The 21511-nt window shown below is 44.2% G+C and carries 23 protein-coding genes; 16 read left to right on the forward strand and 7 right to left on the reverse strand.

Annotated elements, in window-relative coordinates; genetic code table 11:
- The first annotated feature begins 7 nt into the window (after positions 1 to 7).
- Both ABIO93_RS31085 and ABIO93_RS31090 read left to right on the forward strand, forming a co-directional pair.
- Entirely contained in the window at positions 8 to 565 is a 558-nt protein-coding gene (locus ABIO93_RS31085) for a hypothetical protein (RefSeq protein ID WP_348073935.1), read from the forward strand.
- Positions 566 to 567: 2 nt separating this feature from the next.
- Positions 568 to 885 carry a helix-turn-helix transcriptional regulator gene (locus tag ABIO93_RS31090; RefSeq protein ID WP_348073936.1) on the forward strand — a complete coding sequence of 106 codons (318 nt, stop codon included), beginning with the start codon at positions 568 to 570 and terminating at the stop codon, positions 883 to 885.
- On the opposite strand, the gene ABIO93_RS31095 is transcribed toward ABIO93_RS31090, so the two are convergent.
- On the reverse strand, positions 886 to 1812 hold the full coding sequence (locus ABIO93_RS31095) for a trypsin-like peptidase domain-containing protein (protein WP_348073937.1): 927 nt from the start codon (positions 1810 to 1812) through the stop codon (positions 886 to 888).
- Between the two features lie 259 nt (positions 1813 to 2071).
- Between ABIO93_RS31095 and ABIO93_RS31100 the strand changes: the two genes are divergently transcribed.
- On the forward strand, positions 2072 to 2638 hold the full coding sequence (locus ABIO93_RS31100) for a cupin domain-containing protein (RefSeq protein ID WP_348073938.1): 567 nt from the start codon (positions 2072 to 2074) through the stop codon (positions 2636 to 2638).
- A 50-nt stretch (positions 2639 to 2688) separates the two neighbouring features.
- Here ABIO93_RS31100 and ABIO93_RS31105 read toward each other — a convergent pair whose 3' ends face one another.
- Positions 2689 to 3642, reverse strand: a complete 954-nt coding sequence (locus ABIO93_RS31105; RefSeq protein ID WP_348073939.1) for an NADP-dependent oxidoreductase — start codon at positions 3640 to 3642, stop codon at positions 2689 to 2691.
- Between the two features lie 92 nt (positions 3643 to 3734).
- On the opposite strand from ABIO93_RS31105, the gene ABIO93_RS31110 reads away from it, so the two are divergent.
- A complete protein-coding gene (locus ABIO93_RS31110) occupies positions 3735 to 4598 on the forward strand; it encodes an AraC family transcriptional regulator (protein WP_348073940.1) in 864 nt (287 codons plus the stop codon).
- Positions 4599 to 4655: 57 nt separating this feature from the next.
- Positions 4656 to 5030 carry a DUF2958 domain-containing protein gene (locus ABIO93_RS31115; RefSeq protein ID WP_348073941.1) on the forward strand — a complete coding sequence of 125 codons (375 nt, stop codon included), beginning with the start codon at positions 4656 to 4658 and terminating at the stop codon, positions 5028 to 5030.
- A gap of 21 nt (positions 5031 to 5051) precedes the next feature.
- Here the strand turns inward: ABIO93_RS31115 and ABIO93_RS31120 are convergent, their stop codons facing one another.
- Together ABIO93_RS31120 and ABIO93_RS31125 are read right to left on the reverse strand one after the other, a co-directional pair.
- Positions 5052 to 5420 (reverse strand): hypothetical protein, encoded by a 369-nt coding sequence (locus tag ABIO93_RS31120; RefSeq protein WP_348073942.1) that lies wholly within the window; start codon positions 5418 to 5420, stop codon positions 5052 to 5054.
- A gap of 2 nt (positions 5421 to 5422) precedes the next feature.
- Positions 5423 to 6058 (reverse strand): SatD family protein, encoded by a 636-nt coding sequence (locus ABIO93_RS31125; protein WP_348073943.1) that lies wholly within the window; start codon positions 6056 to 6058, stop codon positions 5423 to 5425.
- 193 nt (positions 6059 to 6251) lie between these two features.
- Between ABIO93_RS31125 and ABIO93_RS31130 the strand changes: the two genes are divergently transcribed.
- From ABIO93_RS31130 to ABIO93_RS31155, 6 genes are all read left to right on the forward strand, one after another.
- Positions 6252 to 7190 (forward strand): ring-cleaving dioxygenase, encoded by a 939-nt coding sequence (locus tag ABIO93_RS31130; RefSeq protein WP_348073944.1) that lies wholly within the window; start codon positions 6252 to 6254, stop codon positions 7188 to 7190.
- Between the two features lie 93 nt (positions 7191 to 7283).
- Positions 7284 to 7913: a dienelactone hydrolase family protein gene (locus tag ABIO93_RS31135; protein WP_348073945.1), complete on the forward strand. Its 630-nt coding sequence runs from the start codon at positions 7284 to 7286 to the stop codon at positions 7911 to 7913.
- Positions 7910 to 8626, forward strand: a complete 717-nt coding sequence (locus tag ABIO93_RS31140) for a pirin family protein (protein ID WP_348073946.1) — start codon at positions 7910 to 7912, stop codon at positions 8624 to 8626. The genes ABIO93_RS31135 and ABIO93_RS31140 overlap by 4 nt, the downstream gene beginning before the upstream one ends.
- Before the next feature lie 35 nt (positions 8627 to 8661).
- On the forward strand, positions 8662 to 8964 hold the full coding sequence (locus tag ABIO93_RS31145; RefSeq protein ID WP_348073947.1) for a response regulator receiver protein: 303 nt from the start codon (positions 8662 to 8664) through the stop codon (positions 8962 to 8964).
- A 21-nt stretch (positions 8965 to 8985) separates the two neighbouring features.
- The gene (locus ABIO93_RS31150) at positions 8986 to 9564 is read left to right on the forward strand and encodes a Crp/Fnr family transcriptional regulator (RefSeq protein WP_348073948.1); all 579 of its coding nucleotides are present in this window, start codon (positions 8986 to 8988) and stop codon (positions 9562 to 9564) included.
- A gap of 143 nt (positions 9565 to 9707) precedes the next feature.
- Positions 9708 to 10172: a PA2169 family four-helix-bundle protein gene (locus ABIO93_RS31155; RefSeq protein WP_348073949.1), complete on the forward strand. Its 465-nt coding sequence runs from the start codon at positions 9708 to 9710 to the stop codon at positions 10170 to 10172.
- An 82-nt stretch (positions 10173 to 10254) separates the two neighbouring features.
- Here the strand turns inward: ABIO93_RS31155 and ABIO93_RS31160 are convergent, their stop codons facing one another.
- Positions 10255 to 11877 (reverse strand): alpha-amylase family glycosyl hydrolase, encoded by a 1623-nt coding sequence (locus ABIO93_RS31160; RefSeq protein WP_348073950.1) that lies wholly within the window; start codon positions 11875 to 11877, stop codon positions 10255 to 10257.
- Positions 11878 to 11884: 7 nt separating this feature from the next.
- Positions 11885 to 12277 (reverse strand): hypothetical protein, encoded by a 393-nt coding sequence (locus ABIO93_RS31165; RefSeq protein WP_348073951.1) that lies wholly within the window; start codon positions 12275 to 12277, stop codon positions 11885 to 11887.
- Positions 12278 to 12571: 294 nt separating this feature from the next.
- Between ABIO93_RS31165 and ABIO93_RS31170 the strand changes: the two genes are divergently transcribed.
- Entirely contained in the window at positions 12572 to 12856 is a 285-nt protein-coding gene (locus ABIO93_RS31170; protein ID WP_348073952.1) for a hypothetical protein, read from the forward strand.
- Here the strand turns inward: ABIO93_RS31170 and ABIO93_RS31175 are convergent.
- Complete coding sequence (locus ABIO93_RS31175) at positions 12853 to 14514, reverse strand: hypothetical protein (RefSeq protein WP_348073953.1); 1662 nt, start codon at positions 14512 to 14514, stop codon at positions 12853 to 12855. The genes ABIO93_RS31170 and ABIO93_RS31175 overlap by 4 nt on opposite strands.
- Positions 14515 to 14905: 391 nt before the next feature.
- Here ABIO93_RS31175 and ABIO93_RS31180 point away from each other — a divergent pair, with 391 nt between their 5' ends.
- The 4 genes from ABIO93_RS31180 (at position 14906) to ABIO93_RS31195 (ending at position 21511) form a co-directional block, all read left to right on the forward strand.
- Complete coding sequence (locus ABIO93_RS31180; protein WP_348073954.1) at positions 14906 to 15460, forward strand: sigma-70 family RNA polymerase sigma factor; 555 nt, start codon at positions 14906 to 14908, stop codon at positions 15458 to 15460.
- Positions 15461 to 15475: 15 nt separating this feature from the next.
- Entirely contained in the window at positions 15476 to 16471 is a 996-nt protein-coding gene (locus ABIO93_RS31185; RefSeq protein ID WP_348073955.1) for a FecR domain-containing protein, read from the forward strand.
- A 132-nt stretch (positions 16472 to 16603) separates the two neighbouring features.
- Positions 16604 to 20032 (forward strand): TonB-dependent receptor, encoded by a 3429-nt coding sequence (locus ABIO93_RS31190; protein WP_348073956.1) that lies wholly within the window; start codon positions 16604 to 16606, stop codon positions 20030 to 20032.
- Between the two features lie 36 nt (positions 20033 to 20068).
- Positions 20069 to 21511 carry a RagB/SusD family nutrient uptake outer membrane protein gene (locus ABIO93_RS31195; RefSeq protein WP_348073957.1) on the forward strand — a complete coding sequence of 481 codons (1443 nt, stop codon included), beginning with the start codon at positions 20069 to 20071 and terminating at the stop codon, positions 21509 to 21511.

Here is a 21511-nt window from a genome sequence, read left to right on the forward strand (position 1 = left end):
TGATTTTATGAAAATTAGAGCTATATTTGAGCTGATTCCTGCCAGTTTGTATTCAGTTAAGTTTGAAAACGAAACTGATCATGAGTTTATAAGATTATTCGACCTGTGGAATGATACCGAGTACTTGGAGGATTTTTTCGAAACCAATAGACCAAAATTGATAAATTATTGGAATGGCATTAGTACGGAAGACGCAGTGATTCGTACCCGTACATCGGCAAATAGACTTGAAAGCAAAATCATTAGGATAGCGAAAAGGGGCTTGAATGTTTCAAATGAGAACCTCTCCGGACTTTTTAAACCACTTCATAATCATGTTACCTACGTCGATAATTATGAAAAAAATAAAGCAAAAGGATCGGAGTCGCGTAGCTGGCTTAGGATGTATGCAATAAGAATTGATGTAAATCTTTTTGTGATTTCAGGTGGGGGAATCAAGCTAACTCGAACCATGAATGAAGATCATGTGCTAATCAAAGAGCTGAAAAAGCTCGATCTGCTACGAGATTACCTCATTAAGAATGAAGATAACAACTTTGAGACTTACGAACTATCGGGATTTTAAAAATGGATACTGAAAAAGTAAAAAATAGACTGAATAAGGAAGCGGTTCTGGATATGAATTGGCTGGACAAAGGGATATTCAGGCAAGAAAATGAAACCTGGCTGAATATATCATTTATGATAGGTCTGAATGTGCTGCGGGCGTTGCGGGAACAAAAAATGACTCAAAGGCAGCTTGCTCAAGCATTGAATTGCTCGCCGCAGTATGTTAACAAAATTGTGAAAGGCTCGGAAAATCTGACACTTGAAACGATTTGTAAATTAGAACAGGCGCTTCAAATTAAGTTAATCATGACAACTACGCTCGAACCAGCTTCCTGACTAACCCTTCTTCTCCACAGGCACAACAATAAAATTCAGCAACTCCGTATGACGTATGACTGAAATGTCGGTCACAGTCAGCACGCTTTTGTTGGTTAGTGCCTTGAAAAGTTCTTTGGAGTTAGCGACGGGCTTGTTGTTGAATGAAACGATGATATCGCCTTCTAATAACTGCGATCTGGACGCAGGTGAATCGGCTTCAATGTGGGTGACGAAGATGCCACTGTGATTTGGCAGCTTGTAATGTTGGCGGATCTTTTCATTGACAGGTACATCCTGCAACTGTAACCCCAGATAGGCCTTGAAAACTTTGCCGTCGCGGATTATTTGCCGGGCAATTTCCTTCGCGGTATTAATATCCACTGAAAAGCTAAGCCCTTGAGCCCCCTGAATGACCGCCGTATTGACGCCCACTACCTCACCGTCGGTATTGATCATCGGACCGCCGGAATTTCCTGGGTTTAATGCAGCATCAGATTGAATGACATTATCGACCATCCGTCCCGACTGAGTTTGCAGCGTTCTGCCCAATGCGCTCACCACACCTGTGGTCACCGTGTGCTGGTACCCGTAAGGATTGCCGATCGCGATCACAAACTGCCCGATCTGCAATGCGCTGGTATCGCCTAGTTTAGCAACTGAATATCCCTGTGCGTAAATTTTCAGTATCGCCAGATCGGTATCCGGATCTTTGCCGATCAGCGTGGCTTCAATTTCGTTTTCATTCAACAGGCTGACCATTATTTTCTCCGCGCCGTCGACTACATGGCTATTTGTGAAGACAAATCCGTCGGAGGAAAATATGAAGCCCGAGCCGGAACCTGCTGGCCGGAGCTTACCATTAGTAGTTTTATATATATCAATTTTGACGACGGCATTTTTGATCTGATCAACTGCCCCGATAATCATGGTCGAAAAGGTATCCATTTAGCTGCTGTTTTTTCTTTTCGAGATTCCATCAAAAAGTTGTCCAATGCATTGGATGTGCCAAACTGTCTTGATTCATCTCAGTAAGCGCGCCAAAAGGGCATATTTTAACACTAATCAATTCATAGTAAGGATGATATCGTAGAATCAGTTTATTTTGATGTGATAGCTGTAAACATTATATTTCCTTATGCCTCCTCATAGATCATGAAAAGTATCGGTTCGCAGTACTTATCTCATTCTCAAAAAGCATACTCCTATGAAACGAAGCAAATTTTTAATGCTTTCTATGGCCACTATTCCATCCGTTGCATTCAAATCAAAGGCCAGGCCTTCGGACAGGCTGAAAAAAGGTGTAAAGGTGGATACCGGCAAGGACAGGTTCGACAAAAGTATCTCATTGCTGGAGGGCGATACTTTTTTTACGAAAATTTCGTCCAAAGACACCAACGGAGACCTGTATGTTTTTGAATCTACCAGATCGAAAAAAGGAGGTCCTACACTGCATACACATGAAAGTCAAGACGAATGGTGGTATGTGTTAGAAGGAGAATTCAATGTGAAAGTGGGAGAGGAGATTTTTAATGCAAAGCCAGGCGACAGTGTGTTTGGGCCAAGAGGCGTTCCGCACACGTTTTCAAAAGTAAGTGAGGGCGTCGCAAGGGTGATCATTACTTTTCAGCCAGCTGGCAAAATGGAAGAATTTTTTACAGCTATATCCAATGGAGCAATGAAAGGTAAAAGTGACAAGGAACAAGACGATTTTCGTAAGCTGCACGGTTTCGAAAGAGTAGGGCCCCCGCTGGATTACTGGAAGAAATTTTAATATCTAAGAAACGACTTCCGGCCCTGAAAGACCGGAAGTCGTTTCTTAGATTAAACGGCTACTACTATTTTTCCAACTGTGCTCCCTTTCGCGATTTCGGCATGGGCTTTAGGAAGATCTGCAAAGCTGAAAGTTTGAGAAATGTGCGAGCGAATACTTCCGTCCGCCAGCAACTTCGCCAGCTCAGCCACATCTTCACCAGCAGAAGTAACGCTAACCCGGTGGACATAGAGGTTTTTATCCTTTACTTTTTGAATCAGTTTTTCATCGGTAAAATACGTAAGCAGCGAGATCACCCGTCCGCCAATCCTGGCAGCGTCTACCGAACGAAAAACGTGGTCACCGAACAATGAGTCGAGAACAACATCGGCATCCTGAACTTTATCCTCGAATTTTTCTGCCTGATAGTCAATAAATTCATCTACACCTAGTCCAAGAATAAAATCCTTCTTTCCGGCAGAGCCGGTTCCTATGACATATGCACCCAAATGCTTCGCGAGCTGCACGGCATAATGCCCCACACCGCCCGCCGCCGCGTGAATGAGGATCTTTTCGTCTTTTTGGAGTTTGGCGTATGTTACCAGTGCTTGCCAGGCCGTAATAGCTGCCAACGATGCGGCGGCTGCCTCCTTGTGGCTAATGTTGGCCGGTTTCAATGCCAAATGCGCGGCAGGGGCTGCTACGTACTCTGCATACGCGCTGCCTTGTCCTGGAAAATTGACCATTCCAAAGACCTGATCTCCAATATTAAACTGGGAAGCATCGTTGCCTACCGCAACTACATTTCCCGAAATGTCCCAGCCAAGGATCACCGGCTTGCCCTCAACAGGTTTTACGTAGTTTCTCAGCGCGTCGGGATACAGTCGCACAAATGCATCTACCGGATTGATTCCGATCGCTTTAACAGCTACTAATACTTCCTTTGGTCCAATGGTAGGCGTAGGTAGTTCCGAAAAAATCAGATTTTCTATCCCGCCATTCTCACTAATTGTTATCGCCTTCATTTTTTTAAAGTTTAATTTAACGACACAAAGTTGACACATCGACAGGATCCATTTCTTGTATAAATTTGGGTTAATTCCGTAAATTTGCTGGTATGCAGCTACAAAACTTATCCCAACCTTTTGAGATTCGATTCGTGAAGGTCAATGAATGCCCGATGGGGGAGCATAAGAACACATTTATCGAATTGATCTATATCATCAGCGGCAAGGGAACTTACCATATCAACCAGAACCAGTTCAACTACAATGCTGAAAACCTGTTTTTGGCAATGCCTATGGACTCTCATTACACCAAGGTGCTTGAAACGACTTCTTTTATGTTTATTCGTTTCAATAACATTTATCTGAATGCCCAGAAGTCAAGCGACCAGTACAGTAATCTGGGCGAATGGATACACAAACTGGAATACATATTTCAAAATAATAACCATTTACAGGGTTGCATTCTGCGAAATGCGCACGATAAACCCCTTGTGAGAGCTGTCATGGACGCTATTGTTCAGGAATATGTTAACCAGCAGAGCCTGCATAAAGAACTGGTTCAGCAACTGATCAACACATTGATCACCGTAGTTGCCAGAAATATTTCGCTGCACATTGCCGATAAAACCAATAGCAGCCAGAACATTTTGCTGGATATGATTCACTACATACACCAGAATATTTACAACCCGGACAAATTAAAAGCGGAAAGCATAGCTTCGTATTTCAATATTTCACTGAACTACATCAGTGAGTATTTTAAAAAGCACACCAAGGAAAACCTTCAACAGTACATTATCAACTACAAACTTTCGCTGGTGGAGATCCGGTTGAAGCATAGTGACATGAGAATCAATGAGATTGCCAATGAACTCGGTTTCACTGACGACAGTCATTTGACCAAAACTTTCAGAAAATATAAAGGAGTAAGCCCGGCGGAATTCAGGCGTGGTGCGCTCGCGCTGGCCTCGTGAATGGTATTTGCGTAAAAATGCTTTCTGCAAAAACTTATTTACGGCTACCTTTGCGGTATGTCACAAATGATCCCGCAAAATCTGATTGAAATAATGATCCATAATGCTCAGGAGGTACAAAATGACCTGGGTAAAGATCACTCGCCTGTTGTAAAGTTGCATTCGAAATATGGTAGGGCGATCTGGTTATTGTCGGAGCTGGATCCTGTTAACAATATCGCATTTGGCCTTTGCGACCTCGGCCAGGGCAAACCCGAATTAAGTTATGTGTCCCTTACAGACTTGGCAAGTATCAAACATGCCCGCCTAAAAGTCCCAATGGTAGAAGCTGATCCTGGTTTCGACGGGAAATATCCTATGAGTATCTACCTGAAAGCCGCCAAGGCCGCTGGTCGTGTTGTTGAAGATGACGCGGTGCTTTTAAAGGTGTAGTCTATTTAAAGATTGATCAGTTTACAAAAGACTGAGTATAGTTTCAATCTTGTGAGTATGGTTCAGTATGTAAACATAGAACAACGCCACTGAGACTGACAATAAATTCCCTACCAAGTAGTAGTCATTGAATTTGTTGGAATCGCTGCCGCTACTTTCATCGTGTTTAAGCCTTGTGGCAAGTTTTAGAGCACTAAAAAAGGTCAGAGCAGGAGCGAGATCATTAAAAAGAAACAGCACGAGGAACATTCTTTCTATAAAACCCTTTGCAACGGATTTAAAATCAATTTTTGTTTTTTGGTAAAAGATCTGAGCAATGGCGGAGAAGAGAAATCCCAGTACAATCTCGCTGGTGAGCACTGAGCCCATGATGAAGAGAGTTGATGACATTTTTATAAGATTAGATAGTGTATGACTTCCTTAATGGCAATATATTCATTAATTTTTAGACTTTTCTCACGCTTCCAAATTTGCGAACGCGTCTTACCCGTTTCGTTGGCAACCTTCTTATAGTCACCAAACATCAGAAACTCAGTAATAAGCGCGTAGTCTTTAGCTATTTTCCATCCATCAATCAGGCTTTGATATATCACGAGACTATTGTTCAGCGCGTTAGTTAGCTTCTTATTTTTGACATCCACTGAAAACCTCGCTTTATTACCCTTCGCTTCTGTTAAAGCCTTTCTAGCCCTGGTAAGGCCTTCACCCAACATTCCATACGCGATTTGTTCATTGATCGGAGTGTCTATCTCACCTTCCAGCAGTACATATCTCAATTTGAATCCATATTGTTCTTGAATAATGAGCTCTTCTATGCTAATAATCACTTGAAGAGCCGATTTTAAATTTTTGGCAATACTTTGGAATTCGTCACCTAGCGTTATTGTCAAAGGAGATGCCAATGCAGGTTTATTTCGACTGTTACTAGTGCTCACTAATCGCGCAAAATGCTCCATAAGCATCTTCTGATCGCTTTTTCTGCTACTGATAATGTCCGCCATTAAGATATACTGATACTTCTTTTCCATCTGATTTTGTTTCAGAAAAAGTGAAATAAAGTTATTTATGTCAAAAATACTGAAACAAATTAATTTATGTCATAAATATTGAAACAAAGTATTTTTCCAATTTCATTTTTTCTTGTCCTAGTTCAATGCCCGGGACCTCTGGCAGGTGGTACATTTGTATCATTAAAAACAAGAACACTTAACGAAAAAGAAAATGGAAAATACAATCAACGGGATACATCACATTACAGCCATAGCTGGTGACGCCAAAAGAAATTACGATTTCTATACCCGCATATTAGGTTTAAGAATGGTGAAAAAAACCGTCAATTTTGACGATCCCAATACATATCACTTTTATTACGGCGACGAAAACGGAACACCGGGAACAATTCTGACATTCTTCCCGTGGGGCAGTCAGATACCAGCCGGCAGAAGGGGTACAAGGCAGGCAACCGAGATAGGTTATTCAGTACCGGAAGGCAGCCTGGATTTCTGGTTGAAAAGGCTGGATGATAACCATGTGACTTACAACAAAGTGTCCGAAAAATTCGGCGAACAGTATCTTACTTTCCTCGATCCTGACGGTTTGAAATTTGAGCTCACCGTTCCTAAAAATGCTGATAATCGTAAACCTTGGGAAACCAGCGAGGTTACCGCTGCAAACGCAACCCGTGGCTTTCACAACATTACCATTACCAGCAATAAAATTGAAGAAACCGCCAAAATCCTGACTGATATTTTTGGATACCGGTTGCTCGAACAACAAGTTAACCGTTTCCGCTTCATTACCGACGCGGTTGAAAATGCAGCGATCGTTGACCTGGTGGAAGTACCTGGCGAAAGAGCTGGTCATGTGGCTGGGGGCTCGGTTCACCACGTGGCATTCAGGGTGGCAAATGATGACATTTTGATGGAATTCCGGAAAAAAGTATTGGACGCAGGACATCAGATCACGGATAAAATTGACAGGAATTACTTTTATTCTTTGTATTTCCGTGAACCAGGAGGCGTATTGTTTGAGATTGCGAGCGATAATCCCGGTTTCGCAACTGACGAGACAGTGGAGCAATTAGGCTCAGGTTTAATGTTGCCTGCACAATATGAACCCCGTCGGGAACAAATCGTAAAAGTGCTTCCTAAACTGGTTTAAAACCAGATTAAGAATTCATTGGTGACTGGGTTGCCGGAGCAATGAAACTTTCATCGTACCAGCGACCCGGTCTTTCATTTAAAAATTATTATCATGTATACGCACAGTAAGCAAATTATACACAGCGGAAAACCGGTCAACGAAGCAAAAAAGGCCATTGTCATGCTCCACGGAAGGGGCGCGTCCGCTGAGGACATTATCTCCTTAAAAAAGGTTTTGAATATCGATAAAATGGCTATTTATGCACCGCAGGCAACAAACCATAGCTGGTACCCTTACAGTTTCATGGCACCGGCCGCGCAGAATCAGCCCGCACTCGACTCTGCATTGCAGCTTGTAAATGAGGTTGTTAAAGAAATAGAAGCCAGCGGGATTACCTCTGAAAATATCTACTTTGCAGGATTTTCTCAGGGAGCGTGCCTTACACTGGAATATACATCGCGGCATGCGAAAAGGTACGGAGGAATTATAGCATTAACGGGCGGTCTGGTAGGGCAGGAACTAGCCGAAGAAAATTACAGCAGAGATTTTGCCGGTACTCCGGTTTTTATCTCTACGGGCGATCCTGATCCGCACGTTCCTGTATCACGTGTGAAGGAAAGCATTGCCATTCTGGAACGAATGAATGCATCTGTGACTTATGCGATCTATCCCGGACGGCCACATACGATTTCAGGAGAAGAAATAAAACTGGTCAATAACACTATCTTGCCTGCATTATGAAAAATTCAGTCTTTCATCCCGCGGATTCCCGTTTTTTTGCTGATCATGGCTGGCTGAAAAGTGCGCAAACTTTCAGCTTTCATGGCAACTACGATCCGAAAAGAATCCAGTTCGGAGCGTTAAGAGTATTGAATGATGATATCGTCCACGGTGGACAGGGCTTCGGCCGGCACCCACATGATAACATGGAAATTATATCCATTCCGCTGCAAGGCACATTGGAACATCAGGATAGTATGGGCAATGTGGCAGTCATCAGTCCGGGAGAAATTCAGGCGATGAGTGCGGGTACTGGCATTTATCATACAGAATACAACAAAGACAAAGCGGAAGCCGTATCGTTTTTACAGATCTGGCTGTATCCTAATGAGTTGAATGTCAAACCACAATACGATCAGATCGATTATAGCAGCGGTGACAGGCGCAATAAGTTTCAACAAATATTGTCACCGAATGCAGACGACGAAGGTGTGACCATCCATCAAAATGCCTGGTTTCATCTGGCTGAACTGGAAAAGGACTTTGAAACAACCTATTCTATAAAAGATCAGGAAAATGGAATTTACACCTTTCTGATCAGCGGGAAAATAGAGGTCAATGGCCAGCTGATGCAAGCCAGGGACGGATATGGCATCTGGCCGGATTCGGAGGTCACTTTTAAAAGCATTGAAGATGCTTTTGTGTTAGTAATGGAAGTTCCGGAAAAATGGTAGGAGAGGAAAAGCCGAATGGCGATAGCCTAAAAATTATGGAAAAAACAAACATTCTGGTACTGGCAGATCATGCAGAAATTCTGGAAACGATCATCAGACTGATTAATAAAAACGAATCCTGGAATGGAGTTGGCGTTAATTCTTACGAAAATGCGGCTGCGGCATTTAAGCTGGATAAATTTGATTTAGTACTTTTAGGGGTCGGCGTGAATGATGCAGTGGAACAGCAGGTTTTCGAACTATGCAAATCCATTGATCAGCGCATTGTTTGCATGCGTCACTACGGCGGCGGAAGTGGCCTTCTGCATTCAGAGATCTGCCACGCGCTCGGACTGTAAATTGCTAAATTGAATTGCTTTATGTTTGAAAAGATCAACGACTACGCATTGCGCTGCATGAAATTCGAGGCGCAGGACCTCGAATACTTTGATTCATTGCTTCAACATAAATCAGTTGCCAAGAAGACCTTCCTGCTGCTGGAAGGCGAAATTTGCCAATTCGAGGCATTTATCCTGAAGGGGTGTATCCGCACTTATTATATAGATAGTGCCGGTGCGGAAGTAACATTGCAGTTTGCCATTGAGGACTGGTGGGTGAGTGACATTACCAGCTTTCAGAACCAAACACCCAGTCATATGTACATCGAAACGCTGGAAGAATGCGAGCTGCTGCTTTTATCCCCCGAAAATAAAGAAAAATTGCTCGCACGGGTACCCGGGTTTGAACGCATGTTCCGCCTGATGGTGCAACGAAACCTGGCGCAGACGCAGGAAAGGCTATTTCGCACTATTTCCAGTACGGCTGTGGAGAAGTACCTGGACTTTCTTAACCGTTACCCCGCGATTCCACAACGTGTTGCCCAGCATTATATCGCCTCTTATCTGGGTTTTTCTCCCGAATTCCTGAGTAAAGTACGAAAAAAGCTTAGCGCCAAGTAGGGCTAGCACTTCAATTATATATTGAATTTGCCATATACGGGGCAAAAAGATCTACAAATACGCATGTACATGATTTGTTAAACCCGTTTCCCGCGCTGGAACAATAATTTTGGAATTGGTAGCATCACTAATCAACAATAGTCATGTCACAAAATTCAGAAATGATAGAAGTACTGAATGATTTGATCCTTATCAATAACGATCGTGTAGTAGGATATGAAAAGGCTTATGATGAAACCGATACGTCGGACACAGATCTACGGTCGCTTTACAATAATCTGGCAAACCATAGCAGACAACACGTATCTGAATTGACCAGCGAAGTAAGTACATTAGGAGGTGAGCCTGCAACCGGAACAATGGTATCAGGGAAATTATATAGAGTTTGGATGGATGTTAAATCTGCATTCAGCAGTGATGGCAGAAAAACATCTTTGGAAAACTCAGAGTTTGGAGAGGATGCAGCACAAAAAGCATATGAGTCAGCGCTGGAATCGGAAGATTTGACACCCGAACTTCGTTCGCTGATCACACAGCAAAAAGCAACATTGAGAAGAGGACACGATACGATCAAAAGTCTTCGTGACTCTGAAAAAGTATTACACTAGATTTCATCAATAAACTAAATGAAAAAGAAGGCCGGACCACCCGGTCTTCTTTTTTTGCACCAGGATGTAGTGAGGCTGGTAACTATTCCAATCTTATCAAAAGACCTTCATCGCCACCTAATGTGATAATTCCTTCGACTTGCATGCCGGCCCGTTCGTTCTCTGTGCCGAATATCACGACACCTTTATAAACTTCTGTTTTCGGCTTGAAATAACCAGGTCTGTGACTTAAATTCAAAATGACCAGAAAGCGCATGTCTTCATGTTTCCTGATGTAGGAAATTAGCTGGCTATCAGAATACACAAGTGAATAGCTACCGACATGAAGGGCAGGATGTTCTTTTCGAAGGGCTATTAGCGTCCTATAAAACGATAATGCTGAGTATGGATCCTTTTTTTGCATTTTAACATTGACCCTACCCGAATTATATGGCAGCCTCAGCCAGGGTTTGTGGGTTGAAAAGCCCGCATTGAATTTCTCGTCCCATTGCATGGGAGTGCGTGCTGGGTCACGGCTGACGTTGAGATCGGGCGCATGCAGACCTTGCGGGTCAACGATTTCATCCATCGGGATCGGTACATCACACATACCGATCTCGTCACCATAATAAATGGTGGGTGTTCCCCTCAAAGTGAGCAGGAGCATGGCTGCGATTTTGGCCTGAGAACTTCCTATCCGGCTGGAAATGCGAGGCCTGTCATGGTTGCTCAATACCCAGTTAGGCCAGCCCTGATCTGGTAATGCACCCTCATATTCGTCAATCGCCATCGCAATTTGCGTAGGATCCCAGGGAAGCATCAGGAGCTGAAAGTTAAATGGCAAATGCGCTTCCTTACCATCCAGGCCGTAGTAAGTAACCAATTTATCGACAGGCAGATAAATTTCACCAATCAGAACACGTTCATCATATTCATCCGTTAATTTGCGCATCATTCGCACGATATCGTGCACCTCCGGCTGGTCCGTGGAGTAAACAGGTATATAATGATCATAAATCAGATCGTCGGCATCGAACGTTGAGCCTGGAAAAGGCGGATTGTCCCGAAATTGTCCGTCCTTAATCATATGCCACATCACATCGACCCTGAAACCATCAATTCCTTTTTCCAGCCAAAATCGCATGGCATCCAGCATGGCCTGTTGCACTTCTGGATTACGCCAATTCAGATCTGGCTGCTCTTTCAGGAAAGCATGGTAATAGTATTGTTGTGTTGTTTCATCCCATTCCCATGCATGCCCGCCAAAAACGCTGAGCCAGTTGTTGGGCAAAGAGCCATCGGGGCGTCGGTTGTGCCATATATACCAATCGCGTTTAGCGTTATCCCGGGACGAGCGGCTTTCCAAAAACCAGGGATGTTGATCGGAGGTATGGTTGGGAACAAGGTCAAGGAGCAATTTCATACCGCGGCTGTGCACCTCGCGGAGCAATTCATCAAAATCCTCCATTTTGCCAAACAGTGGATGGATACCCTCGTAATCGGAAATATCGTATCCGAAATCCGCCATAGGAGAAGGGAAAATAGGAGATAGCCAGATACAATCTATTCCAAGCCAGTGCAAGTAGTCGAGGCGGCTGATGATGCCTGTCAGATCTCCAATACCGTCGCCGTCAGAATCCTGAAATGAACGCGGATAAATTTGATATATCACTCCTTGCTGCCACCACAGATGTTCTGTTTGCAATTGCGTTCTGATCTGCCCCATCGTATGGCTAACCTTTGTAAGTGGTAATGACAATATCCGAATCGGCCAATGCCCTGATCGAATGTGATATGCCGGCATGAAATGTCATCATTTGGCCAGGCGTCGCGTAAAAAATCCTTCCTTCCGTCTCTACTTTTAGTTCTCCGGCCAGTACCTGAAAAGTAAGACATCCCGCAATCGAATGATCGTTCACTACTGCGCCGGATTTAAGAACTGCAATCACGATCGTGATTTTTTCTGACTTGTAGACAGTAATTGCGTTCCGGTCATTTTTCACCCATGACTTTTCAGATCTCAGCTGTTCTAAGTACATGGGTATATCGGTAAAAACATACGGTGCATTGAGAATCCTGTCACCCTCAGGCCGGTTCTCGGTAGATTGGTTTGACTTGATATCCATTGACATAGTTTTTGGGATGAATGATCGGAATTGTACCACAAGATAACGATAACAAACAAAGTTTGTGCCAGGGATAGATTAGGTTTTTGGCCTTTTAAAAGCCTCAATGTGCCATAAACTAAGTGGCTTACCGTTTGATAAATCGCATAGCCTATATATAAGCAGTAAACGCTTACTTTGATTTACTACCCTAAAAAATGTAAGTCCATGGAAATTAATAATAGAGAAACTTTCGCTACCATCATACTACTCTGCATGGTTGGGTTCTGAATCGCCTCCGCTCTTCGTAAAAAGGTGAGGGATGAGCGCAAGAAGAAAATACTCAAAGAAGGTGTAGAGGCAAAGGCTACCGTGTTGAATATCAAACCCACCGGAGAATATCTCAACAATCTGCCTGAATTTCAGGTGAAAGTACAGATCAAACCCAAAGCAGGGGAGGATTTTATAGCGGAAATGACAGAGATACTGTCTTATTCCAAATACGATTCGATCAGGCAAGGCAGTCAGGTACTTGTTAAATATGATCCCGAGTATTACAAGAGGGTGATATTTTTACAAATGACTGAAACGCTGGCTTAAATCGCCACTTTACTAAGTTCGTAGGATTTTACGATCCGTCCATTTTTTGACAAAACGAGATGGATGTCGTAAGATCCTTTCTTCATTTTTGGCTTATAGATCGTGCAGTGAAAACCGGGAGATACCGGGCGTTCAAATTTCGTATAAAATCGTTTAAAGGCGCGCTGATAGGTGTTTTCGATCGTGATCAGGTATCTCGGTTGCCTGGATGGCGAATCAATCGCCACTGCATATAGCGCATCATAGGAGCCCGCTTCTGGCATCCATTCACTATTGAAAAGTGAAATAGTAGACTTATCCTCCAACTTTTGCACGGGCAGACTGTCTTTTTTTAGTTCCCAAGCCGCCTGGCTAACTGGAAACTCGTTTGATGTTAGATTAACTAAGTTATTGTTTTGAGCGAAAGCCAGATATTCAGCCGTTTTCCTGTCATTGTAAATAAGTGGGTAATAAATGGTTTTGCTCCACAAGAAATTCAACTGATTCGCTTCAATGGCTCTTTTGTACTGCACTATCGGGCCGTAATAAATGTAATAAGTACTGATACAGAACAAAAAGGCCACCACCGTAACACCCGTACGGACAATCCAACCAAGCCGGAACGCGGCCCAGTATCCATCATAAAAGCCTATCGCCAGGATTGCAAAAAATGCTGCGTATATCTTGTAGCGATCCATTTTATAACCGTGAAAATCAGGATCTATGCCTCTTGCGAATACGATCAGAAAAGCCACAAAAAGTAATGTGCTGATACCTGCTACGCAAAACCATTGCAGCTGACTAATATCTGAAAACCGCCTTGTGGCCAATTTCATGAGCACAAGGCCAATAGGTAAAAGAAAAATGGCTCCTAAAACCACGCTGGGCAGTATATGTCCAGTCACATTGGAGTCCAGTAACTGGCCAGCGAATGAAAGCAGCAGGATCAGCTTGGTTCCGATGTTACTGGTAATGTGTTCCCGTAAGGAGCCTGAGTGGATCGTCATGGTCAGCAGATGAACAGCTGTGACGGTAACCAAAATGAGGGACGGGAGAATGATTTCCTTGCGCTTGGGGGAGGTAACATATATAATGATCAGCCAGATAACGATAGCCGAAAGCCCATTGGCGCTGGTGAACAAAGCGAGTAGGGCCAAAGACCCGCTGGCGTATAAATTCTTACGGTTTAGCGCCAGGTGAAAACTCCACAAAGAGAAAAACAGACAGGGCGCGTGCTGTAAACTGCAGGTGGCCCAGGAAATAGTATCTTCATAGTGCTGAACCTGAAAAAGCAAACAGCCTGATGCAAAAAAGGCAAGAAGTGAAAGTTGTTTTTTTGAAAGGTATTGATACAACAGAAACAGCACCCCCAGCAAGCTCAGATTTCCCAGCATAATCAGCCACTTGATATTGAGACTACCTATGAGCAGGTATTGAGAAAGAGTTAATAGTTTAGCAAAAATAACCCTGTGTTCGAAGTTCTGTTCAAATAGAAGGCTTAGCTTTTTCTGAAAACCATCTGCCTGAATGTAATTAAAGACGAACTGAACGATATTCTCGAAGTCGTCGTAAAAAGGGAAGTCGTAAGAGAAATGATAAACCGAAAGCCAGAATATAGCAATAATGGCAAATAATGTGGTCCAGAGAATGCTAACAAACAACTTATGGGAGGTCGCCATTCAAAAATTGTAATCTTAACGCTGATAAAAACACCTCCTGCCCATGTTAGGCCAGGAGGTGTCTGTTTCAAATATAGAAAGTAAATTTGTGATTTAACCGATTTGAGAAATTTACCTCTGGGAGGCATTAGTACGAAGACATGGCAGCGAATACCTGCCTCGCAAAAACAAATAATAAAAAAAGTGTGTGTATAGTTTAAAGTATAGTGTGTGCTGACCCGTTTTTTATTAAGCCGTCACAAACAAACAAGGAAAATAATTGCTTACCAAAGTTGTTGTGTGAGAGGTCGGATCCAGTTAGCGACCGGTTTTATTAAAAAATCTTATAAATTGTTTAGGGATTTTCGGGAGTTGATTGACTATACAGTGTAACCCGATACAGGAGTGTCAGATGAATAAATTTTTAACCGATGAGCAACTGGTTATTCAGCTTCAGGAAAGCAACAAGCGTGCTTTCGAGGAGATTTATGACCGCTATTGGTATAAGTTATTTTGCATATCCTACCATCAGGTCGGTTCCAGGGAAGAATCCGAGGAGCTGGTTCATGATATTTTCGAAAGTCTCTGGAACAAACGTCAGGAAACCATCATCAGGAACCTCAGTACTTATCTGGTGATTGCGATGAAATACCGCATTACCAATTTTATCAAGTCTCAGATTACCTGGCGGAAATATCAGGAATATCTGATTCTGAACAAGATACATGAAACTTACTCAACGGATGAAATCGTACAATTCTCGGATCTGTCCAGAGCTGTGGATGAAGTAATGGGCAAGCTGCCGGAAAAAACCAGCAGGATCTTTCAGCTGAGCCGTTTTGAGAACCAATCTGTCAAGGAAATTGCAGATGAGCTTCACATGTCGGAGAAAGCAGTGGAATACCACATTACCAAATCACTTAAAGCCCTCAAAGAGAGCCTCTGGATGTATCATTCCAACAATTAGCATTAGCCATTGAACATGACACCTAACTACGATATATTAATTGAAAAGTACTTGTCGGGAAATGTAACCCCGGATGAGGAAGAGCTTTTGGGGAAATACCTGCAAGAAAATCCAATGCAGGAAAGTGAAGTAATGCTTTCAGAGAAAGCAATGATAGGTCAACGTATCAAAAGCAAGCTTTTCAAAAGTACGATCGGCAAGCATTCCGGTAGGGTTTGGCTGTGGCTTCCAGCCGCTGCCGCCTCTGTTCTGCTTGTTTTGGGACTGGTTTGGAGCTTTTTTCCAAAAGAGAGGGGTTACTTTGCGGCCATTGCTTCGGTGCTGAGCGACAAGGAGGAAGGTTTTGAAGTGAAGAATACTTCGAGAAAACCGCAGCGACTGACATTGGAAGACGGAAGTGTGGTTATTTTACAGCCCAACAGCCGCATTAGTTATCCCGAACACTTTGGCGACCGCAAAAGAATGGTATACCTACATGGAGAGGCATTTTTCAATGTTAAACGGGACCCGGCAAAACCATTCATCGTATCTACTGAAAATCTGGCTACCCAGGTATTAGGAACCAGCTTTCATGTGAAATCTTACGACGGGGCGGGGTCGATTGAAGTGCAGGTTGCCAGCGGTAGGGTGTCAGTATACGAAGTTTCGGAGCGCAGGCAGGCCAGTCGGAATGGTTTTATCCTGACGCCCAACCAAAAAATTGTGTTTGATAAGGAATCGCGGAAAATGGAACTTGGGATTGTCAAAAATCCAACGATGGTAAAGCCGGTTGAATCCCGCCAACGTTTTGAATTTTCGGAAATGCCTGTTTCAGAGGCACTAACAATGCTGGAAGGCATTTATGGAATTGATATTGTGATTGAAGGAGATGTTTTAAAAAACTGTCTTTTTACCGGTGACCTCAATGATCTGCCTATGTTTGAGCAGCTCGACCTGATTTGTAAATCTGTTAATATGGAGTACGAACGCAGGGGGACCTCCTTGTTTGTTTACGGAGAGGGTTGCCCCTAAGTAATGTAAAGAAGCTTACCAATGCAAAGTGCCGGCCATGCTGTAACATGTCCGGCACCGCTAAATACCCTTCCGAAAGGCAGGATACCGTTTGTTTTTGAGTTGTTCAGTTCACAAAAACCTTTTAAAATTATGCATAAAAAAATACCCTTCAAAAGGGTTGTTTACAAAGTCATGAGCGCTACGGCTAAACAACTTTTTATTTCCTTGATATGCTGCGGGATGTCCCTGGCCCACGGCGTTTATAGCCAGGAGTTACTTAGTAAAGAAATTTCACTGAAAGTAGAGTCCCTCGAAATCAAACAGGTTTTAAGACAAATAGAAAAACAGGCTGATGTAAAGTTTGTTTACAGTACCAATAGTATTCAGGGGAAAAGCACCGTTTCGGTGAAGCAGTTGCAAGGTTCGCTGGACAAAGTTCTCGATCAATTGCTCTCGCCGTTGAATGTGTCCTACGAAGTGGTAGGTAATACCCGGATATTGCTGCGAAAAAAGAGCGAGCCGCAAAGTCTTTTTCCCGTAGGCGCATCAGGTATGCACATTGACATGGACCGGACGATCACCGGAAAAGTCATTGATGATAAAGGCGATGGTCTGCCGGGGGTGAATATTTTGATCGTTGGTAGCCAGCAAGGCACATCCACTGATCAAAACGGTCAGTACCAGCTGAATGTACCCGACGGAAATGCAGTCCTTCGTTTCTCGTTTATTGGTTTTGTGAGCCAGGATGCGGCAGTTGGGACTGGTTCGGTCATCAACATCAGTCTCGCGCCGGATGTGAACGCATTGAAGGAAGTAGTGGTAGTAGGTTACGGAACGCAGGAAAAAAAGGATGTGACCGGTGCAGTTTCATCTGTGAAAGGCGCTGATTTTCAGAATCTTCCGTCGGGCGGGGCGCAGCAGGCATTGCAGGGCCGGGCAGCGGGCGTTAATATCATACGCAATGGTGGCGCGCCTGGTGACGCAGGTACCATTCAAATCCGCGGGTTTGGAACAGTTAACAATGCTGACCCTTTGGTTGTGATTGACGGTGTGCCAGCCGGTTCCATGAATGACGTGAATCCCAACGACATTGAGTCTATTGAAATTTTGAAAGACGCCTCTGCGTCTGCGATTTACGGAACACGTGCTGCGAACGGTGTGATCATCATTACCACAAAGCGCGGCTCATTCGACAATCCGATCGGGCTCACTGTCAACGGTTACGTCGGTGTGACAAATCGCATTAAAATCCTTGACGTACTGGATGCTCCTTCGCTTTCATCATTGAAACAAGAAGCTTACAACAATGATGGCTTGCCTATCCCGCCGATCTGGCTTGACAAGCAATACCAGACGCAGAAAACAAACTGGCAGGAGGCACTTTTGAAACAAGGCGTAACCCAAAATTATGACGCAGCCATTCGCGGCGGAGGAAAATATTCGTCTTTTTCGATTTCAGGAGGTTACTATAATGAAAAAGGGATTATTGGGCAGTCTTATTACAAGCGTTTAACATTTCGTGTCAATTCGGATCACAAGATAGGTTCGCGACTTAAAATCGGCCAGAATTTACAATTTACCAATACTCATAATACTTCACCTAATACCACATCTTCTCAAACAGGCTTGCTTTGGAGCGCGATACGTTTTCATCCGGGACTCCCGATCCGCAATGATGACGGCTCGTACAGCTCAACGCAAGGGATCGGAGCATTCGGCGACATTAACAATCCAATTTTTACGGTTGATACGCAAGATCAGAGCAATATCCGAAACCGTTTTCTGGGAAGTTTGACCGGAGAATTCGAGATCATGAAAGGCCTGAAACTGCGCGCGAACCTGGCGACTGATGCTACATTCTCTGAGAGCAACACTTTCGATGTCAAAGTGACGGATCAGTTTCGTACCAATTCTTACAATGAACTGAATCTGATTCATGGCAAGGCGTGGTCGTTTTTGCAGGAGTATTTTCTTTCCTACGACAAAAAATTCGGTGCCAGTAATCTGAGTCTGGTAGGAGGTTATACTTCGCAGACATTCAACAGCATTATATCGAAACAACGCGGGCGCGAATTTCCAAGCGAAGATCCTTCCCTCCGTTACTTGCAATACGCAGGTACCATTGTATCGGTGGCGGGAGAAAACGGCAACCGGAGTTACGATGCACTCGCTTCCTGGTTTGGACGGGCTAATTACTCGTTGCTGGACCGCTACTTGCTAACAGCTACTTTCCGGTCTGATGGTTCTTCAAAATTCGCTCCCGGCAATCGCTGGGGCTATTTTCCTGCATTCTCATTGGGTTGGAGAATTTCGGAAGAAGCGTTTTTCAAAGATGCATTACCAGTGTTTAGCAATTTTAAGCTGACTGGCGGCTGGGGCCAATTGGGTAACCAAAATATAAATTCACTACAATATCTTGCCCTGATCAATCCTTCTTACCGGTACGCATTTGGAAGCGGGGGAACTCAGAACCAGGTTTCAGGATCCGCACAAAGCCGACTGGCGAATACGCAAATAGGGTGGGAAACTGCGGAAATGAGCAACTTTGGACTGGAAGCAGGACTTTGGAAAAACGCATTGTATTTTTCGGTCAACTACTTTATCAAGGATACAAAAAAGATGCTTTTGGCACCTCCTGCGGTAGGAACGATTGGAACATCTACCATACCTGATCAGAACATTGGCCAGCTTCGTAATAAGGGATTGGAAATAGAGGCGAGTTACCGTCATTCATTTGGCGCGCTTACTTTTAATGTAAGTGGAAATGCGACATTCATTCAGAACAAAATCACCAAATTGGCGACTCCGGGCGGATTTTTGGCTACTCAATTGTATGGCCGTGGCCAGCAGGAGATTGTCCGTACCTATGAAGGTCAGTCTTATGGAACTTTCTATGGTTACAAAGCAGATGGTTTGTACCAGACACAGGGAGAAATTGACTCCGATCCGAACATTAGCAATGATTCGAGAAAGGCAGACGGGCTGATACACCCAGGAGATGTGCGGTTTTTGGACCTAAACAAGGATGGTATTGTGAACGATCAGGACCGGACGATCATTGGTAGCCCGCAGCCGAAGATCAACTACGGTTTCAACGCAGGACTGAACTACAAAGGATTTGATTTCAGCGTCTTCTTCATCGGTGTGGGTGGGAATAAAATCTTCAATGCGGACCGTATGCAGGGGCTGGATGCAAGCTATTCTTTCAACCTATATGCTGAGGAGCAGGGTCGCTGGCATGGAGCTGGAACCAGCAACACCGTTCCCAGGCTAAGCATTGACAATCCTAATCGTAACTTCCGGCCGTCTGATTTGTTTGTGGAAAAAGGCGACTTTCTTCGCTTGAAAAACTTCACATTAGGCTATTCGGTTCCGAAATCGGTGATCGAGAAGGTGAAACTGACCAATGCGAGAGTTTACATTACCGGGCAGAATGTCTTCACTTTTACCAAATACACGGGCTTGAACCCTGAGCTTGGATTTGTAGGAGATCAGAACCAACCGAAGCAGTTGAACGTCGATTATGCACAGTACCCATTGGCCCGTACCTGGACAATAGGAGCCACATTGTCTTTCTAAACCCACGTTCAGACCTCTTAAATACAAAATAACAACATGAAAAAGATACATATACTTGCAGGATGGATTTTTCTGGTAACTGTTACCAGTTGTAACGACGACCTGCTGGAAAGCACGCCTTACGGCCAGGTCACCTCGCAGCAGTATTGGCGTAATGGTGACGATGTGATCGCGGCAGCCAATGCTATTTATGCCCCATTGCTCAATGAGGACGGTTTCGCCCACACAGAGTACACATTTGACAACTGCTCGGACGACATGAACCGCGCAGGCGATCACTCGGACGAAACGGCATTGGAAATGTTCACCTTTGACGCTTCGAACTCTCACATTCTGGCAACGTGGTCTACCAAATATGAGGTAATATCGCGGGCTAATGCAGTGTTGATCAATGCGCCGAAAGTAAATATGGACGAGACATTGCGCAATCGCAGCATGGGAGAGGCGTATTTTCTGAGGGGTTTTATCTACTGGCGCCTCTCACTGATTTATGGCGAGGTACCCATTTTGACGGATGCGGATGCATTAGCGCAAACATATAACAAACCCAAAGCCACCGTGGCCGAGGTTCGCGCACAAGCTGAGGCCGATTTTCAGAAAGCGGCAACATTACTTCCGGTAACTTACGATGCAGCGGAATCGGGACGCGTGACGCAGGGATCGGCTTACGGATTTCTGACTAAATTGTATGTCTACGAAGAAAACTGGGCGAAAGCCATTGAAGCGAGCACCAAAGTGATCGGTAATGCGGCTTACAAGCTGGCCGACAGTTATAATGAGAATTTCGCGTTGACGACCGAGAACAATCCCGAGATCCTGTTTTCGCTTCAATACGAAACTGGCTGGACGACTGATAACTCTCCGACATTCTATCACACTCCGCAGGCGTTTGGTGGTTGGGGATTTCACGAGCCTATTGATGATTTGGTGAAAGAATTCGAAAAGGGTGATCCTAGGCGTTCCTATTCTATTTATAGTCCGGGCGATAAGGTCGTGCGCGGCTCGCAGGGTACTACCACATTCACGGCCGATATGACGCGTGTGACCGGTTATGCTTTCAGAAAATACACGGATTTTACGGAATCGGGTGACATGAGCCAAAGTTTGAATGCTCCTTTTCTGCGTTCGTCGGACGTGTACCTCCTGGCAGCTGAGGCAAAAATCCGCTCCGGTGCAAGTGGCGATACGGAGTTGAATGTAGTTCGGAAACGTGCAGGACTTCCTGCAAAAACTGGCGCCAAAATGGCGGATATCATGCATGAGCGCCGCGTGGAGCTCGCAGGAGAGAACGAACGTCACCAGGATTTGCTGCGCTGGGACAAGGCGGGCTTGCTGGACATTGCTGCGCATTACAAAATTGCAAGAGGGCCATATAAGCCAAGTCGTAACTTTGTGAAACCTAAACATTACTACTTCCCATTGCCGCAACGCGAAGTGGATTTGAGCAATGGCATATTGAAACAGAATTCTAATTACTAA

The sequence above is a fragment of the Dyadobacter sp. genome (assembly GCF_039919315.1).
Lineage (GTDB): Bacteria > Bacteroidota > Bacteroidia > Cytophagales > Spirosomataceae > Dyadobacter.

Coding starts and splice junctions, on each gene's coding strand:
- ABIO93_RS31085 (WP_348073935.1), top strand. CDS start 8: ATGAAAATTAGAGCTATATTTGAGCTGATTCCTGCCAGTTTGTATTCA.
- ABIO93_RS31090 (WP_348073936.1), top strand. CDS start 568: ATGGATACTGAAAAAGTAAAAAATAGACTGAATAAGGAAGCGGTTCTG.
- ABIO93_RS31095 (WP_348073937.1), bottom strand. CDS start 1,812: ATGGATACCTTTTCGACCATGATTATCGGGGCAGTTGATCAGATCAAA.
- ABIO93_RS31100 (WP_348073938.1), top strand. CDS start 2,072: ATGAAACGAAGCAAATTTTTAATGCTTTCTATGGCCACTATTCCATCC.
- ABIO93_RS31105 (WP_348073939.1), bottom strand. CDS start 3,642: ATGAAGGCGATAACAATTAGTGAGAATGGCGGGATAGAAAATCTGATT.
- ABIO93_RS31110 (WP_348073940.1), top strand. CDS start 3,735: ATGCAGCTACAAAACTTATCCCAACCTTTTGAGATTCGATTCGTGAAG.
- ABIO93_RS31115 (WP_348073941.1), top strand. CDS start 4,656: ATGTCACAAATGATCCCGCAAAATCTGATTGAAATAATGATCCATAAT.
- ABIO93_RS31120 (WP_348073942.1), bottom strand. CDS start 5,420: ATGTCATCAACTCTCTTCATCATGGGCTCAGTGCTCACCAGCGAGATT.
- ABIO93_RS31125 (WP_348073943.1), bottom strand. CDS start 6,058: ATGGAAAAGAAGTATCAGTATATCTTAATGGCGGACATTATCAGTAGC.
- ABIO93_RS31130 (WP_348073944.1), top strand. CDS start 6,252: ATGGAAAATACAATCAACGGGATACATCACATTACAGCCATAGCTGGT.
- ABIO93_RS31135 (WP_348073945.1), top strand. CDS start 7,284: ATGTATACGCACAGTAAGCAAATTATACACAGCGGAAAACCGGTCAAC.
- ABIO93_RS31140 (WP_348073946.1), top strand. CDS start 7,910: ATGAAAAATTCAGTCTTTCATCCCGCGGATTCCCGTTTTTTTGCTGAT.
- ABIO93_RS31145 (WP_348073947.1), top strand. CDS start 8,662: ATGGAAAAAACAAACATTCTGGTACTGGCAGATCATGCAGAAATTCTG.
- ABIO93_RS31150 (WP_348073948.1), top strand. CDS start 8,986: ATGTTTGAAAAGATCAACGACTACGCATTGCGCTGCATGAAATTCGAG.
- ABIO93_RS31155 (WP_348073949.1), top strand. CDS start 9,708: ATGTCACAAAATTCAGAAATGATAGAAGTACTGAATGATTTGATCCTT.
- ABIO93_RS31160 (WP_348073950.1), bottom strand. CDS start 11,877: ATGGGGCAGATCAGAACGCAATTGCAAACAGAACATCTGTGGTGGCAG.
- ABIO93_RS31165 (WP_348073951.1), bottom strand. CDS start 12,277: ATGGATATCAAGTCAAACCAATCTACCGAGAACCGGCCTGAGGGTGAC.
- ABIO93_RS31175 (WP_348073953.1), bottom strand. CDS start 14,514: ATGGCGACCTCCCATAAGTTGTTTGTTAGCATTCTCTGGACCACATTA.
- ABIO93_RS31180 (WP_348073954.1), top strand. CDS start 14,906: ATGAATAAATTTTTAACCGATGAGCAACTGGTTATTCAGCTTCAGGAA.
- ABIO93_RS31185 (WP_348073955.1), top strand. CDS start 15,476: ATGACACCTAACTACGATATATTAATTGAAAAGTACTTGTCGGGAAAT.
- ABIO93_RS31190 (WP_348073956.1), top strand. CDS start 16,604: ATGCATAAAAAAATACCCTTCAAAAGGGTTGTTTACAAAGTCATGAGC.
- ABIO93_RS31195 (WP_348073957.1), top strand. CDS start 20,069: ATGAAAAAGATACATATACTTGCAGGATGGATTTTTCTGGTAACTGTT.